General features: G+C 72.9%; 16 protein-coding genes and 1 pseudogene. 9 read left to right on the plus strand and 8 right to left on the minus strand.

Going from position 1 to position 13,677, the window contains the following annotated elements; translation table 11 throughout:
- The first annotated feature begins 91 nt into the window (after nucleotides 1-91).
- Entirely contained in the window at nucleotides 92-472 is a 381-nt protein-coding gene (locus I4J89_RS13010; protein WP_230858838.1) for a hypothetical protein, read from the plus strand.
- 56 nt (nucleotides 473-528) lie between these two features.
- On the opposite strand, the gene I4J89_RS13015 is transcribed toward I4J89_RS13010, so the two are convergent.
- Nucleotides 529-1,497: an aldo/keto reductase gene (locus I4J89_RS13015; protein ID WP_230858839.1), complete on the minus strand. Its 969-nt coding sequence runs from the start codon at nucleotides 1,495-1,497 to the stop codon at nucleotides 529-531.
- Between the two features lie 106 nt (nucleotides 1,498-1,603).
- On the opposite strand from I4J89_RS13015, the gene I4J89_RS13020 reads away from it, so the two are divergent.
- The 4 genes from I4J89_RS13020 to I4J89_RS13035 are packed head-to-tail and all read left to right on the plus strand — an operon-like array spanning nucleotide 1,604 to nucleotide 4,237.
- A complete protein-coding gene (locus tag I4J89_RS13020; RefSeq protein ID WP_196414164.1) occupies nucleotides 1,604-2,707 on the plus strand; it encodes a glycoside hydrolase family 32 protein in 1,104 nt (367 codons plus the stop codon).
- Complete coding sequence (locus I4J89_RS13025; RefSeq protein ID WP_196414165.1) at nucleotides 2,694-3,089, plus strand: ChaB family protein; 396 nt, start codon at nucleotides 2,694-2,696, stop codon at nucleotides 3,087-3,089. Before I4J89_RS13020 ends, I4J89_RS13025 begins: the two co-directional genes overlap by 14 nt.
- Entirely contained in the window at nucleotides 3,082-3,495 is a 414-nt protein-coding gene (locus I4J89_RS13030; RefSeq protein WP_196414166.1) for a DUF1810 domain-containing protein, read from the plus strand. Before I4J89_RS13025 ends, I4J89_RS13030 begins: the two co-directional genes overlap by 8 nt.
- A 10-nt stretch (nucleotides 3,496-3,505) precedes the next feature.
- Nucleotides 3,506-4,237, plus strand: coding sequence for a dienelactone hydrolase family protein (locus tag I4J89_RS13035; RefSeq protein WP_196414167.1), 732 nt, complete (start codon nucleotides 3,506-3,508; stop codon nucleotides 4,235-4,237).
- On the opposite strand, the gene I4J89_RS13040 is transcribed toward I4J89_RS13035, so the two are convergent.
- Genes I4J89_RS13040 through I4J89_RS13055 form a run of 4 tightly spaced genes read right to left on the minus strand, consistent with a single transcriptional unit; the run spans nucleotide 4,224 to nucleotide 7,081 of the window.
- Nucleotides 4,224-4,874, minus strand: a complete 651-nt coding sequence (locus tag I4J89_RS13040) for a class I SAM-dependent methyltransferase (protein WP_196414168.1) — start codon at nucleotides 4,872-4,874, stop codon at nucleotides 4,224-4,226. The two genes, I4J89_RS13035 and I4J89_RS13040, sit on opposite strands and share 14 nt — an antisense overlap.
- Nucleotides 4,871-5,158, minus strand: coding sequence for a DUF7660 family protein (locus I4J89_RS13045; protein WP_196414169.1), 288 nt, complete (start codon nucleotides 5,156-5,158; stop codon nucleotides 4,871-4,873). The genes I4J89_RS13040 and I4J89_RS13045 overlap by 4 nt, the downstream gene beginning before the upstream one ends.
- Nucleotides 5,155-5,820, minus strand: coding sequence for a GNAT family N-acetyltransferase (locus tag I4J89_RS13050; RefSeq protein ID WP_196414170.1), 666 nt, complete (start codon nucleotides 5,818-5,820; stop codon nucleotides 5,155-5,157). Before I4J89_RS13050 ends, I4J89_RS13045 begins: the two co-directional genes overlap by 4 nt.
- Nucleotides 5,821-5,824: 4 nt before the next feature.
- A complete protein-coding gene (locus I4J89_RS13055; RefSeq protein ID WP_196414171.1) occupies nucleotides 5,825-7,081 on the minus strand; it encodes a zinc-dependent alcohol dehydrogenase in 1,257 nt (418 codons plus the stop codon).
- Nucleotides 7,082-7,267: 186 nt separating this feature from the next.
- Here I4J89_RS13055 and dacB point away from each other — a divergent pair.
- Together dacB and I4J89_RS13060 are read left to right on the plus strand one after the other, a co-directional pair.
- Nucleotides 7,268-8,617 (plus strand): annotated as a pseudogene (gene dacB / locus I4J89_RS49490) (D-alanyl-D-alanine carboxypeptidase/D-alanyl-D-alanine endopeptidase); the annotation flags it as partial.
- A gap of 160 nt (nucleotides 8,618-8,777) precedes the next feature.
- Nucleotides 8,778-9,803: a winged helix DNA-binding domain-containing protein gene (locus I4J89_RS13060; protein WP_196414172.1), complete on the plus strand. Its 1,026-nt coding sequence runs from the start codon at nucleotides 8,778-8,780 to the stop codon at nucleotides 9,801-9,803.
- Here I4J89_RS13060 and I4J89_RS13065 read toward each other — a convergent pair.
- The gene (locus tag I4J89_RS13065) at nucleotides 9,800-10,285 is read right to left on the minus strand and encodes a hypothetical protein (protein ID WP_196414173.1); all 486 of its coding nucleotides are present in this window, start codon (nucleotides 10,283-10,285) and stop codon (nucleotides 9,800-9,802) included. The two genes, I4J89_RS13060 and I4J89_RS13065, sit on opposite strands and share 4 nt — an antisense overlap.
- Before the next feature lie 68 nt (nucleotides 10,286-10,353).
- Nucleotides 10,354-10,695 (minus strand): hypothetical protein, encoded by a 342-nt coding sequence (locus I4J89_RS13070; RefSeq protein ID WP_196414174.1) that lies wholly within the window; start codon nucleotides 10,693-10,695, stop codon nucleotides 10,354-10,356.
- 80 nt (nucleotides 10,696-10,775) lie between these two features.
- Between I4J89_RS13070 and I4J89_RS13075 the strand changes: the two genes are divergently transcribed.
- Nucleotides 10,776-11,606, plus strand: coding sequence for a class I SAM-dependent methyltransferase (locus tag I4J89_RS13075; RefSeq protein ID WP_196414175.1), 831 nt, complete (start codon nucleotides 10,776-10,778; stop codon nucleotides 11,604-11,606).
- 114 nt (nucleotides 11,607-11,720) lie between these two features.
- Here the strand turns inward: I4J89_RS13075 and I4J89_RS13080 are convergent, their stop codons facing one another.
- Nucleotides 11,721-12,650, minus strand: a complete 930-nt coding sequence (locus I4J89_RS13080; RefSeq protein WP_196414176.1) for a DMT family transporter — start codon at nucleotides 12,648-12,650, stop codon at nucleotides 11,721-11,723.
- A 72-nt stretch (nucleotides 12,651-12,722) separates the two neighbouring features.
- Between I4J89_RS13080 and I4J89_RS13085 the strand changes: the two genes are divergently transcribed.
- The gene (locus I4J89_RS13085) at nucleotides 12,723-13,637 is read left to right on the plus strand and encodes a LysR family transcriptional regulator (RefSeq protein ID WP_196414177.1); all 915 of its coding nucleotides are present in this window, start codon (nucleotides 12,723-12,725) and stop codon (nucleotides 13,635-13,637) included.
- Nucleotides 13,638-13,677 lie beyond the last annotated feature (40 nt).

The following is a 13,677-nucleotide window of genomic DNA, read 5'->3' on the forward strand; positions in this document are numbered from 1 at the left end:
GCCGGCCGGCACCATTGTGGATGGTCCGGCCGAATCGGTGCTGAGTGTTCGCGGTGCCGGTCCGTACCGAATCGGCGCTCGCCTGCCAGCCTTGCAGAAGGCTGGCCTGATCAGCTGGGTCGCCCCGCCGCAGAAGTGCGACGTCGTGCACACCGGCGTCACCGGCGATTGGTCCGGGAAACTCATCCTGGCCTTCCGGGCCGGCCGGCTGGTGGAGGTCGGCACCGCCACCGTCCCGCCCCGGTCGCCGCGCGGCGCGTCGGTCGGCATGGGCTGGGCCGAGCTCGAGGACATCTACGGCAGCCGCGGCCGCCTGATCCACAACAGCGAAGGCGAGCAGGCGTACGTCGTCCGCATCGGTTCCCGGGTCGAGTTGTACACCGGGCACCCGATTCGCGAAGGTGCCGGCTACTTCCAAGCCGGACCGGCCAACTTCGTCCTGAAGAACTTCAAGGGCAAGCCGGTCTGCTGATCAGAACGCGGTGACGCGCCGCCCGGCCGGACAGCCGGGCGGCGTCATGCCGCCCGTCAGCGCTGGGCGTACGGGCTGGCCCACGGCGAATGATCCGCCGCGTCGAGGCGTTCGAGCTGCTCCGAGCCGAGCTTGAGATCGACGCCGTCGAACGCGCTGTCGAGCTGATACAGCTTGCTGCCGCCGAGCATCGGGCGGATGCCGCGGCTCAGCAGCCAGGCCAGCACCACCTGCCCGCGGGTGGCCCCGGCCTCGCCGGCCACCGCGTCCAGGGCCTGAAGCCGGGCGGTGTTACCCGGGTGGTCGTACACCTGCGGGATCGGCTTGGCCGGGTTGTCGTACGCACCGGACAACAACGGCGTGTACGCCCACACCTCCATCTCATGCTCCGCGGCATAGTCGGCCTGCTCGTCGCTGAGCACCCCGAACCGATGCGCGACCCCGGGCGGCAACGTGCCCGGCCGCGGACGCAGGTAGGTGGCGTTGAGCTGTAGCGCGTCAAACGGCAGCGCCCCGATCGCGCGGGCGTGGGCACGGCCCCGCTCGACCTGCCAGGTGGGGTGGTTGGACACCCCGAAGCTGTCGGCAGCCAACCCGGCGAGCGCGCCGACGGTTTCCTCGATCGGCGTCGACCGGTCCTCCATGTGCAGCCAGAGCCGGTCGACCCGGTCGACCTGAAGCCGTTCGAGGCTGGCGGCGAACGCGGCCGCTACGGCACCCGCGGACAGCCCTTCCCGGCGCTCCGGCCAGGAGCCCGGCTCGACCGGCTCGGCACCCAGCTTGGTGGCGATCTTCACCCGGTCACGGACGCCGGGGCGGGCGGCGAGCCAGCGGCCGATCACCCGCTCGCTCGCGCCGCCGTGCCCGCTGTCGCTGGCCCAGAAGGAGTAGCAGTTGGCCGTGTCGATCCACTGTCCGCCGCGTTCGACGAACCGGTCCAGCAGCGCGAACGACGTGTCCTCGTCGATCTGAGTACCGAACATCATCGCACCGAGCACCAGCGGGGACTGCGTCATATCGATCATGAGGATGACCTTGTCACCTGGAGCGCGCTCCAGGTCAAGCGCAGCCGGGGCGGGGTTGGCAGGCGTGTGGGGTGGCGCCCGGAAGCCGGCGATGCTACGCAGAGGCATGGAACCCGCACCGCGCGTTTCGGGCCTGCGGCCCCGGTTGCACTTCACCCCGCGCGCCGGCCGGGTCGGCGACCTTTTCGGCGTCCTGGCCACCGACGGCATGTACCACGTCTACTACGAGCATCGTCCGGACGCCGGCGGGGTCACCGGCTGGGGGTACGCGACCTCCGACGACCTCGTCCTCTGGACCGAGCGGCAGGTCGTCCCGCCGCCGGCCGACCTCGGGTGCGGCACCGTCTTCGCCGGGCCGGGTGGACCCACCCTGTTCTTCACCCGTGCCGGTGGGGGAGTGATGCGGGCGGTCGCCGACCCCGGCCGGCCCGGCTGGCGTACCGACCCGGCCGAGCCGTTGATCTCGGCCCCACCCGGCGGCGTCAGCGACCTGTCCGATCCGTACGTGTTCCCGGCCGACGGCGGCTGGCGGATGCTGCTCGGCGGCCGGACCGGCGGCGACGCCGGCGCGGTGGTCCAGTACCGCTCCGACGACCTGATCAACTGGACCTGCGACGGGATCCTGGTCGCCGCCCGGTCCTGGGGCTGCCCTCGGCTGTTCCCTCTCGACGGCGCCTGGGTGCTCCTGGTCAACGACGGTGCCGGCGAGGAGGCGTACGCGATCGGCGACTATGACGGCCGGGGCTTCACCGCCCGGTCCTGGGGCGTCTTCGGCCGGGGCCGTCTCGGCCCCGCCGCCACCTTCCTCGACGTCGCCGGCCGCCGCTGCGCGCTCGCCAGGCTCGGCGAGGAAGCGGCACCGCCCGGGTCGGCCTGGGCGGGCACCTTCACCCTTCCCTGGATTCTTTCGGTACGCGACGAGCGCCTGCTCGCCTCACCGCACCCGCACCTCGACCACTACCTGATCAACGGCGCGACCGGCCTGTCCGCCTTCGGGGGAGAGGTACGCGATCACGGCGAACTGATCCTGACGATGCCCGCCGGCGGGGAGACCCTGGTGCTCACCGACGCCGACATCATCGAGGTGACCGTCGAGGGGGTGAGCGGCCTGGGCGCGGCCCGCCGCCCGCTTCCCGGGCCGCCCGGTGCCCGGGTGGGCCGGTTTGGCAGCGGGGCACCCGGGAAATCCGGAGGTCATGCCTGGACGTGACGAACTGCCGGAGACCCTGAAGCGCTCACCGGAGAAGGCGCAGGAAACGTTCATCAAGACGCACGACTCCGCCGTCGAGCAGTACGGCGAGGGCGAGCGTGCCCACCGCACCGCGTTCTCCGCCGTGAAGCACTCGTTCGAGAAGGTCGGCGACCACTGGGAGCCGAAGGAGAAGAAGGGCCCGAGTGACCCGAAGGCCGCTGGTGGCCGGGACACGCGCGCCGAGACGGCGGGCGGCGTGGACGCCAACGCCAGCAAGGAGCATTTGCTAGGTTTGGCCCGCAGGCTGGACATCTCGGGCCGGTCCACCATGACCAAGGCCGAGCTCGTCGACGCCATCCAGAAGGCCAACGACCGGGAGACGCGGCGCGCGCGTGAATGATCTGGACCGATTCGTACGAGCTCAGGACGGCGTCTACCAGCAGGCGCTGAGCGAGTTGCTGGCCGGGAACAAGCGCAGCCACTGGATGTGGTTCGTCTTCCCGCAGCTGGCCGGCCTCGGCTCCAGTCCGACCGCCCAGCGCTTCGCGATCCGCGACCTGGCCGAGGCCCGCGCCTACCTGGCCCACCCGGTGCTCGGCCCGCGTCTCGCCGAGTGCTGCTCGGCCCTGCTCAAGCACGAGAACCGCAGCGCCGAGCAGATCTTCGGCTATCCCGACGACCTGAAGCTGCGCTCGTCGATGACCCTGTTCGCCCGCGCCGCCGACGACCCGGCTCTCTTCGAGAGTGTCCTCCAGCGGTATTACGACGGCCCGGACCAGCGCACAGTGGACCTGCTCGACCGCTAGGGTCCAGATCATGAAGTTGCGTGAGGACGAGGTACGGATCCCGGCGCCGGACTGTGCGATCCGGACGATCGTGGTCCGCCCGGTGGGTGTCGAGCCGCTGCCCGGTGTGCTGCTCTACACCGACATCTTCCAGCTCACCGAGTCCACGTTGCGCACCGTGCGGCGGCTCGCGTCGTACGGGTTCGTGGTGGCCGTGCCGGAGATCTATCCGCGCACCGAACTGGCCGGGGTGGCCCTCGAGTTCGACGACGCGGGCAAGGCCGCCGGTCTCGCCGGTGCCGCCGCCACCACGACCGCCCACTTCGACACCGACCGGGTCGCCGTCCTCGACCATCTCGCACAACGGCCGGACGTCACCACGCTCTACGTCACCGGTTTCTGCATCGGCGGCCACCTGGCGTTCCGGGCCGCCTTCGACCCGCGCGTGGCGGCCACCGTCTGCTTCTACCCGACCGGCCTGCACAGCGGCTCGCTGGGCGCGGACGACCCGGGTTCGCTCGCTCGCGCCGCCGACATCACCGGCCGCATGCTGATCGTCTTCGGCTCGGCGGATCCGCACGTGCCCGCCGACGCGCGACTGCGGACGATCTCCGCCCTGTACGCCGCCGGCAAGGACGACGTCGAGCTGCACGTCTACTCCGGCGGCGAGCACGCCTTCATGCGCGACGTCGGTCCCCGGCACGATCCGGTGCTGACCGACCTCGCCCTCACCGAGGCGGTCTCCTTCTTCACCGGCCGCTGAACGGCTGGAAATCCTCGAACGGCGGCTCGAACGACGGGTCCGGCAGGCGCAATGCCCGGCACCGTGCGGACGCGATGGGGATGACCGTCCAGCCCAGGTTGGTCTCGTAGTAGCGGACCGCGGTGTGCACCGACGGCGTCCAGTCGTCGTCGAGGACGATCAGACCGCCCGGCCGGACGATCTTCCGGAGGAAGTAGAGGTCGACGAACACCTCGTGGAACCGGTGGCTGCCGTCCACGAAGGCCGCGTCGGCCCGGAAACCCTCGGCGACCAGGCGGGACAGGGCGAGCGACGAGGGCTCGGAGATCAGCGAGGCGATCGAGTGCAGCCCGGCGTCGCGGAGCAGGTTCCACCCGACGTCGTGGTAGGCCTGCTCCTGGAACGGGTCGATCACGACGTGCCGGGACCTCGGCGCGCCGACGGTCAGCAGGGCCTCGCCGATGGCCAGCGCGGAACTGCCGTAGGCGAGCCCGACCTCGACGACCGTCTCGGCCCGCTCGGCGATCAGCAGGTCGCGGAGCAGGTCGCAGTCGCGTTCGGGCAGGGTCACCCGCTGGAAGTCCAGCTCCGGGCCGCGCGTCCACCCGGGTCCGTCGGCGGCCAGCCGGTGGCGTACCTCGCGTACCCGCGCCGTCATTCGAGCCCGCTCGCCATCACCAGGACCTCGGCGAACTGCCGCCAGCCCGGCTCCGGCGGGAACTCCTCGTCCCGGTCCCGGTACACCCAGGGCAGCGACGTCACCGACTCCTGCGTCGCGGCGAGGAACGACTCCAGGGTGTGGTTCTCCCACGCGCCGGGGTGCGCGCGCAGATCGGCGAGCATCCGGCCGATCACTTCAGCGACATCGTCTGCGGACTCCACCCGGGCCACCGCGCCCGGTGGAACGGCGGCGAACCGTCCGGTCTCGTATGCGTCGGTCATCCATCGATGATGCTATGCGCGGCCGGCACCATGAGAGCCTCGGCGCCGACCGGGCGATAACCGGCGGCCTGGAAGGCACGCACGCTGCGCGCGTTGCCGGCGGCTTGCTGGGACCAGATCCAGGAGCCATGGGGTACGAGATGACGCGCGGCCACCGCGAGCCGGCGACCGAGTCCGCGTTGCTGGTGCTCCGGTTCCACCTCGATGGCGGTCTCCCACCGTCCCGCCACACCGCGGCCGAGGATCAGCACTCCGCCGCCGGTGGTGGTCCACACCCGTACCTCGTCTCGGTGCAGCCGGGCCCGCCGCACCCGCGGGTGATCCGCCGAGGTGATCTCCCGCAGCTCTACCGGCGGCGGGCCGGGTAGCGCGGCGGCCACGGTGAGCAGGTCGATCGTGTCCATGACCCGGCCGGTGTGGTTCAGCAGCGCGGTGAGGAAACGCGGGTTCATGGCGGCGGCGAGCGGGTCGCAGCCGGCGGTGGCGAGGGTGGTGTGCACCCACTCGGGGTCCACGTCGGCGAAGATCACCGCGTGGGCGGTGAACGCGATCACCCCGGCGTCGCGGGACCCGCTCTGCGCCAGGACGGTGGTGCCGCCGTCCGCCGGCGGGAACCGGCCGCCGGCGGCGTCGTCCAGGATCTCTGCGAGGCTCTGTCCCATAGGCTCATTCCAGCAGCGGCAGATCCGGGTTGGGCCGCAGGGTGACCTTCACGGCGCCGGCCCGGGGCCCGGCCGACGCCGTGACCAGGGCTTCCCGCCAGCGCGGCAGTTCGAAGACGTGGGTGACCAGGCCGTCGGCCGGGTACGCCGGATCGCCCAGCCACTCCACCACGTGAGCCATCGTCGGGCGGCCGTCGAGTGCCGGCTCCGGCCCGGAGTTGACGGTGCCCTGGACGGTGAGCTGCCGGTTCCAGACCAGCGACCAGTCCACCCGCTGCCGGCCCGCGCTGCCGACCAGCACCAGCATCCCGGTCGGCCGCAGCAGGTGCAGCCCCAGATCGAGGGTCGAGCTGAGGGCGACGCAGTCGAAGACCACGTCGACGCCCTGCTCCAGGATCGGCGTACGGGTCAGCCGCGGCCGGATCACCCGGCCACCGTGCTCACGGGCGAGCGCCTCCACGACCCGTGGCCCGGGTTCCAGGGTGCGGTTCGCCCCGGCGGACATCGCCCGCTCGCGGCTGAACGCGCCGGGGCCGACGACGGTGATGTCGAGGTCCGGGTGGAGCCGGCGCAGCGCGGCGACGAGCAGCAGGCCGATCGTGCCGGGGCCGATGACCACCGCCCGGTCCCCGCGCCGGGTCCAGCGCAGCGCCGCGTGCAGAGCGATCGACGCGGGTTCGGCGAGCACCGCCCGCCGCGACGGGATCGCGCCGACCGGGTGCAGCTGGGTCTGGTGTGCGACGACGTACTCACCCCAGCCGCCGCCGAGTGCGGCGTCGAAGCCCTGGGTGGGCGAGTGGCAGCCGGACCGGCCCGGCTCGTCGAAGCGCTCACAGACGTACGGGAAACCGTCCCGGCACGACCGGCACGGCTCGAACCCGCGGTGCGCGCAGGACAGAACCGGATCCACGGCGACCCGGTCACCGTCGCGCACCGACGTGACGCCCGGCCCGGTCGCGGTCACGACGGCGACGATCTCGTGGCCGAAGATCTGCCGCCGCGCGGAGTAGTAGGCGCTGAGCACCGGCGACGACTTGGCGTGCGCGGCCGCGGTGTCGCTGCCGCAGATCCCGGCGAGCTCGGGGCGCAGCAGCACCCAGCCGGGCGCGTCCGGCAGCACCGGTTCCGGCAGGTCGTCACGGAGCGAGAGCAGGCCCGCCACACCCCAGCCGGCGTTGCGGCCGGCACCGCGCGGCAGGGTCTGCGCCGCCGCGGTGAGCAGGTAGCGGGGGATCGACAGGTCGGTGAGGACGGCGCGCATCGGCCCTCCGCGGCGTCGGGGACTGTGCTGGCATGGTGCCATCGATCACCGTCGGTGGGAACCCGGGCGGGGTGATCATCCGACGGGTGAACGGGCGGTGGTTCCGTGCGGCGGTGCGCGGAAACGGCGCGGGAGCGTGTGACGATCGCGGCGGCCGTAGCCCGTACCGTCGCTGAGGAACCAACCATGCGCCTCGCCCGCGCCTTCGCCGTGGCCGCGCTCGGCGCGACCCTCCTGGTGCCGGGCGTGGCTCGGGCCGCGCCCGCCGGCATCGGGCTGACCGCCGAGCTGGACCGCGTCCTGGCCGATCCCCGGCTGGCCGGCGCGACCGTCGCCGTCGACGTGCGCGACGAGGCGACCGGCGCCACCGTCTACGCCCGCAACCCCGGCCTGCGGGTGCTGCCCGCCTCCAACCAGAAGCTGCTGACCGGGGCCGCCGCGCTGGACGTGCTCGGCCCGGCGTACCGGTTCCGCACCACGGTCCGGCACACCGGCACCGTCGGCGCCGGCGTTCTGCGCGGCGACCTCTACCTGCACGGCCAGGGCGATCCGGCGATGACGTACGCGAGATACGACGCGCTCGCCGCAGCCGTGGCCAGGACCGGGGTCACGCGGGTGACCGGGCGGCTGGTCGCCGACGACTCCTGGTTCGACCGGGTCCCGCTCGGCCTCGACTGGTCCTGGCAGGACGAGCCGTACGCGGACACCGCACCCGTCTCCGCGCTGACCTTCGCCGCGAACGACCGGTACGACACCGCCGCCGTCGAGGTTCGCTACCGTCCCGGTAGCCCGCCGGCCGTCACCCTGTTCCCGCCGACCTCCACGGTGCGGCTCGTCAACCGGACGGTCAGCGGTACGGCCGACGCGGTCACCGTCACCCGGGGCCACGGCAGCCGTACCGTCGTGGTGACCGGCACCGTCGCCTCGGCCGGCACCGAGCTCGTCTCCGTCCTCGATCCGGCGAGCACCGCCGCGGACCTGTTCCGCGTGGCGTTGCGGCGGCACGGTGTGACGCTGTCCGGGCGTACCGCGAAGGGTTTGACACCGCCGGCGGCCCGGACCCTGACCGCGCAGAGCTCGCCACCGCTCAGCCGGTTGTTGCCGCCGCTGCTGAAGTTGTCCAACAACGGCCTCGCCGAACTGCTGGTCAAGGCGATGGGCCGGGTTGCGGCGCCGGGCGTGCCCGGCAGCTGGCCGACCGGCCTGGCGGCGGCCTCGGCCGCCCTCGCCACCCTCGGCGTGGACACCGCCGCGATCACCATGGGTGACGGTTCCGGGCTGAGCCGCCGGAACTGGGTGACCACCCGGCAGCTGACCACCCTGCTGGCAGCGGCCCGGAAGCGCCCGTGGTTCCGCGACTGGTACCCGGCACTGCCGGTGGCCGGCGACCCAGATCCGCTGGTTGGCGGCACTCTGCGTGACCGGATGCGCGGTACCGCCGCGGCCGGGAACGTGCGCGCCAAGACCGGCACGCTGGCCGGCGTCAACGCGCTCTCCGGGTATGTGGGCGGCGTGGTCTTCTCGGTGATCGCGAACAACACCCGGGCCGGGGTGAGCGATCTGCTCGACCGGATCGCCATCGCCCTCGCCCTCGCTCAGCGGACAGAAACTGGCCGCTATCAGCACTACCGTTCGGAGCGTGACCTCCCGAACGCTCGACCGGCGCTCCCTCAACCGCGCGACCCTGGCCCGGCAGATGCTGCTGCGCCGGGAACGCCTCACCGTGCCGGAGGCGCTGACCCGGCTCGCCGGGCTACAGGCACAGACCCCGCACACCTGGTACGTGGGTCTCTGGAGCCGGCTCGAGGACTACACACCGGAGCCGACCGCCGCGCTGCTGAACGACGGCGTGATCCTCCGGATGGCGCTGATGCGCTCCACCATCCACCTGGTCACCGCCGACGACTGCCGGTGGCTGCGGCCCCTGGTCGAGCCGGTGATCATCCGCAGCACCATGGGCGCCTTCGGTAGGCACCTGAAGGGCGTGGACCGGGACCGTCTGGTCGAGGCGGCGCGCAAGGCGATGGCCGAGCAGCCGCTGATCTTCAGCGAGCTGGGCCGGGCACTCGCGCCTTCCTTCCCCGGGCACGACCCGGCGGCGCTGGCCCAGGCGGCCCGGATGTGGATGCCGCTGGTCCAGGTCCCGCCGCGAGGGCTGTGGGGGCGCAGCGGGCGGCCGGCGCACGTACCTCTCGGTCTCGACCTCGTCGCGGCCCCGGTCGACGAGCTGTTCCTGCGCTACCTGGCCGCGTTCGGGCCGGCGACGGTCCGCGACGCCCAGCAGTGGTCCGGACTGACCCGGCTGGCCGAGGTCGCCGACCGGCTGCGGCCCCGGCTGGTCACCTTCCGCGACGAGCACGGTCGCGAGCTGTTCGATCTGCCCGGCGCCCCGCGCCCGGACCCGGACACCCCGGCACCGGTCCGCTACCTGTACGACTTCGACAACCTGCTGCTCTCGCACGCCGACCGCACCCGGGTCGTCACGGTCGACTACACCACCCAGGGCTGGGGCGGCGGCAACATGGAACAGCCGCGGACCCTGCTGGCGGACGGGTTCGCCGCCGCCACCTGGCGGATCGCCGTGGGCAGGAACCTCGCCACCCTCACCATCCGGCCGTTCCGGCCGCTGACCGCCGCCGAGATCGACGGCGCCGAGGCGGAGGGGGCGGCGCTGCTGGCGTTCCACGCGCCGGGCGCCGCCCAGGAGATCGTCGTCGTCTAGTTCTGGCGGTCGCCGACCGCGCTCTCGTCGCTCTCGGTGCCGGCCTCGCCGCCGCCACCGGCGCCGCGCGTCTCGATGCTCGCCTTGAGGGCGTCGATGTCCCGGCACACCGTCTGCACCTTCAGGATCGCCGCGCTGACCTCGGCGAGGATGGCACCCTCGTCCGGAGTGCCGGCCGCGGCCTCGGCGCGCAGGGCCGCGGACTCCAGCACGTTCACCGCGCTGGTGATCAGGGTGCTCTCCGAGGCCTTACCGGCGGAGATGATGTCCTTGGCCGTCGCGACGTCCAGGTCGCGGCCGGCTTCGTTAAGCGTCGCCTGACCGGACAGGACGCAGGCGTTGTGCGTTCCCTGGTCCAGGCCCGCGGTGATGGCCGGGGTGGTGGGTGCGGCGCCGGATTCGGCGTTCTCGCTCGTGGAGGCACAGCCGAAAAGCCCGATGAGGGTGGTCAGGGCGACGGCCGCGGTGGTGAATCTGCGCATGGCGGGCAAGGCTACCGATGCGGACAGCCGGCGCCGCGACGGGCATTTCCTTTTGTGATCTGCGCCCGTCAGCGATCACTCATCGTGTCGGCCCAGATCGCCCGGCCGACGGCGAGGGAGAACGCCGGGCCCGGCCGGTCCGGCCGCCAGCCCTGCTCACGGGCCCGGCGGATGACGGCCGTGACCAGCGACGGGACGACCGGCGCGGCGGCCGCGCCGATCCAGTTGCCCGCAGGCCCGCCCGGCATCGTGGCGATCAGCACCGAACCGCGCCGCTCGGCCTGCTCGACGGCGAACGACAGGGGCGTGGCGGCCAGCGCCTGCGGGTAGGCGGGCCGCTTGCGCACCCGCCACCGGTACACCACGCCGTCCACGGTGATCAGTCGGGAACCCCTCTTCACCAAGACCATGGATGTCTACCTTTCCCCCGCGCGGGCGAGCGCAACCCGCGCAGTCTGCCCGGCATCGATGGCCGGCGCATCATCGGGAGATGACCGAGAGACGACCGGGGACTGAGTGGCGCTGGGACGAGACCCTGTTCGCCGGGACCGCCGCCCACTACCTCACCGGCCGGATGCCGTACTCGCCGGAGCTGGTCGACGCCCTCCGCGAGGAACTCGGCCTCGACGGCACCGGCCGCCTCCTCGACGTCGGCTGCGGCCCCGGCTCGCTGACGTTGCTGCTGGCCCCGCTCTTCGCCGAAGCGATCGGCGTCGATCCCGACCCGGACATGCTGACCGAGGCCTCCCGCCGGCCCGGAGCGGCGAACGTCCGATGGCACCGGGCGCGGGCCGAGGACCTGCCGGCCGGCCTCGGCGTCTTCCGGGTGGTGACGTTCGCCCAGTCGTTCCACTGGATGGACCAGCCGCTGGTGGCCGCGCGTGTTCGCGACCACATGCTGGAGCCGGGCGGCTTCTGGGTGCACGTCGGCGGCACCACCCACCAGGGCGCGGCCACTGCCGGGCAGCCGCCGTGGGACAGCGTCGACGAACTGGTCACCCGCTATCTCGGCCCGGTGCGCCGGGCCGGTCAGGGCCACCTCCCGAACGGCACGCGCTCCGGCGAGGAGGACGTGATGCGGGCCGCCGGCTTCCGCGGCCCCACCCGGCTCACGCTCGGCGGCGGCCGCCCCGTCGCCCGCACGATCGACGACGTCGTGGCGTCGGTCTTCTCCACGTCCGGCGCGGCGCCGCACCTCTTCGCCGACCGCTTGCCGGCCTTCGAGGCCGACCTGCGCGGCCTGCTGGCCTCGGCAGCGGCCGGCGGCCGCTTCACCGAACTGACGCACGACATCGAAGCGGTCATCTGGCGGCTTCATTGAGGGGTACGGGACTCCGCCGTCCCGAGAAGACGGCCCGTCCCACGTCCACCGCGCGACCTGACAGCCCGCTCCCGGCCGCACCGCGACCGCCGGGCCGGGGCACGTGGCCGGCTGTCACCCACCGCCGTTTCGGGGCCGGCTGTCGCTCAGCCTTGTTTCCAGGCCGGTGTGGGCACGCCCCGGCTCACCGGCCGGGCGGACCTGGATCGCGGCGGCCGCGGCGAGCACGAGCAGCCCACCGGCGAGCTGAACCGGCGTGAGGAACTCGTGCAGGGCGAGCGCGGCCAGGACCGCGGTGACGACCGGTTCGAAGGTGGACAGGATCGCCGCGGTGGACGGGCCGGTGCGGCGCAGGCCGGCGAAGAAGGTGAGCATCGCGAGGACCGTGGAGACGGCCGCTATGCACAGCAGCCAGAGCCATCCCCGGAGCCCGAAGTCCAGGTCCGGGCCACCGGTGACCAGGGAGTGTCCGGCGAGCGTGACGAAGGCACCGGCCATCACGAGGGTGGCGAGCGGCACCGGCGGCATCCGGTGCACGACGGTGTCGGCGACCAGGATGTAGACGGTGTAGGTGACCGCCGCACCGAAGGCCAGGACCGCGCCGACCGGGTTGACCGCGCCGCCGCCGGTACCGAGCAGGACCAGCAGGGTCCCGCACGAGGCGATCAGCAGGGCGGCGGCGCGTCCGGCGGTCAGCCGGTCACGGCCGAGCGCGACCGCCGTCACCGTCACCAGCAGCGGGTACGTGTAGAGGATCAGCGACAGCAGTCCGGCGTCCATGATCTCCAGCGCCGCGAAGTACAGGCCGGCCTGCGTCGCGTACCCGATGGCGCCCAGCCCGAGCGCGATGACCAGCGTGCGCGGCCGCACCGGCGCGCGCAGCCCCGGCCGGACCAGCAGCAGCGCCGCCAGGAGGGCGGCGGCCAGGCCGAAGCGCACCAGCAGCAGCGAAGCCGGAGCGACGCCGGCCTGGTACGCGAGCTTCCCGAAGATCGCCATGGCACCGAAGCACGCCGCCGAGAGCAGGCAGAGGAGTGGACCCATGCCTCGAGCATCGTCCGGCGGAACCATCAGGTCCAGTGACGATTCCTGGAGGTGAATGGTTAGGATTTGTGCATGGTGACGTTCGATCTGCGCCGTCTCCGGTTCCTCCGCGAGTTCGAGGAGCGAGGCACCCTGGGCGCTGTCGCCGCGGCCCTGGACTACAGCCCGTCCGCCGTCTCCCAGCAGCTCACCCTCCTGGAGAAGGAGTCCGGCGCCCGGCTCTTCGAGAAGGCGGGACGCGGCGTGCGACTGACCGACGCCGGACGCCTGCTCGCCCGGCACGCGCGGATCCTGCTCACCGCGGCCGAGGCGGCGGCGGCTGACCTGGCCGCGCTGAGCGACGAGGTGCGCGGCACGGTCCGGGCCGGTGGCCTGCAATCCGCCGCCCGCCGCCTGCTGGTGCCCGCCGTGGCCCGGATGGCGGCCGAGCATCCACGGGTCCGTGTCGAGGTCTCCGAACTGGAGCTGGAGCAGGCGCTACCCGGGCTGCGCCTGGGCTCGATCGACATGATCGTCATCGACGAGTACGACGGACATCCCCGCCCCCGCCCGGATGGGCTGCGGTTCACGCTGGTGCACGAGGAGCCGCTGAAAGTGGTGCTGCCGGCGGCGCATCCGCTCGCCGGGAGCGGCGGGCCGGTCCCGATCGCCGCTCTGCGGGCGGACGTCTGGGCCGCCTCGGACGAGGGAACCGGCCACTACGCCATGGTGGTCAGCACCTGCCGGTCCCTCGGCGGCTACGAGCCGGACCTGCGGCACCGCTCCGGTGACGCGGACGTGCAACTCGAGCTGATCCGCGTCGCGGGCGTCGTCGGGCTGCTACCGGCGATGACCCTGCCGCCGGCCGACCCGGCCGTCGCGGTCCGTGATGTCGCCGAGGCGGCTGTGGGCCGCCGCCTGTTCCTGGTCACCCGGGACGGACCGCCCGCCCCGGCGCTCACCGCCTTCCTGGCCGCCGTCACCGACCAGGCAGCGCGATTGACCTGAGCGGATGCGGGCCGGGGACCGATGAGTTCGGAGCACCTGC

The sequence above is a fragment of the Actinoplanes aureus genome, assembly GCF_015704865.1.
GTDB classification, from domain to species: domain Bacteria; phylum Actinomycetota; class Actinomycetes; order Mycobacteriales; family Micromonosporaceae; genus Actinoplanes; species Actinoplanes aureus.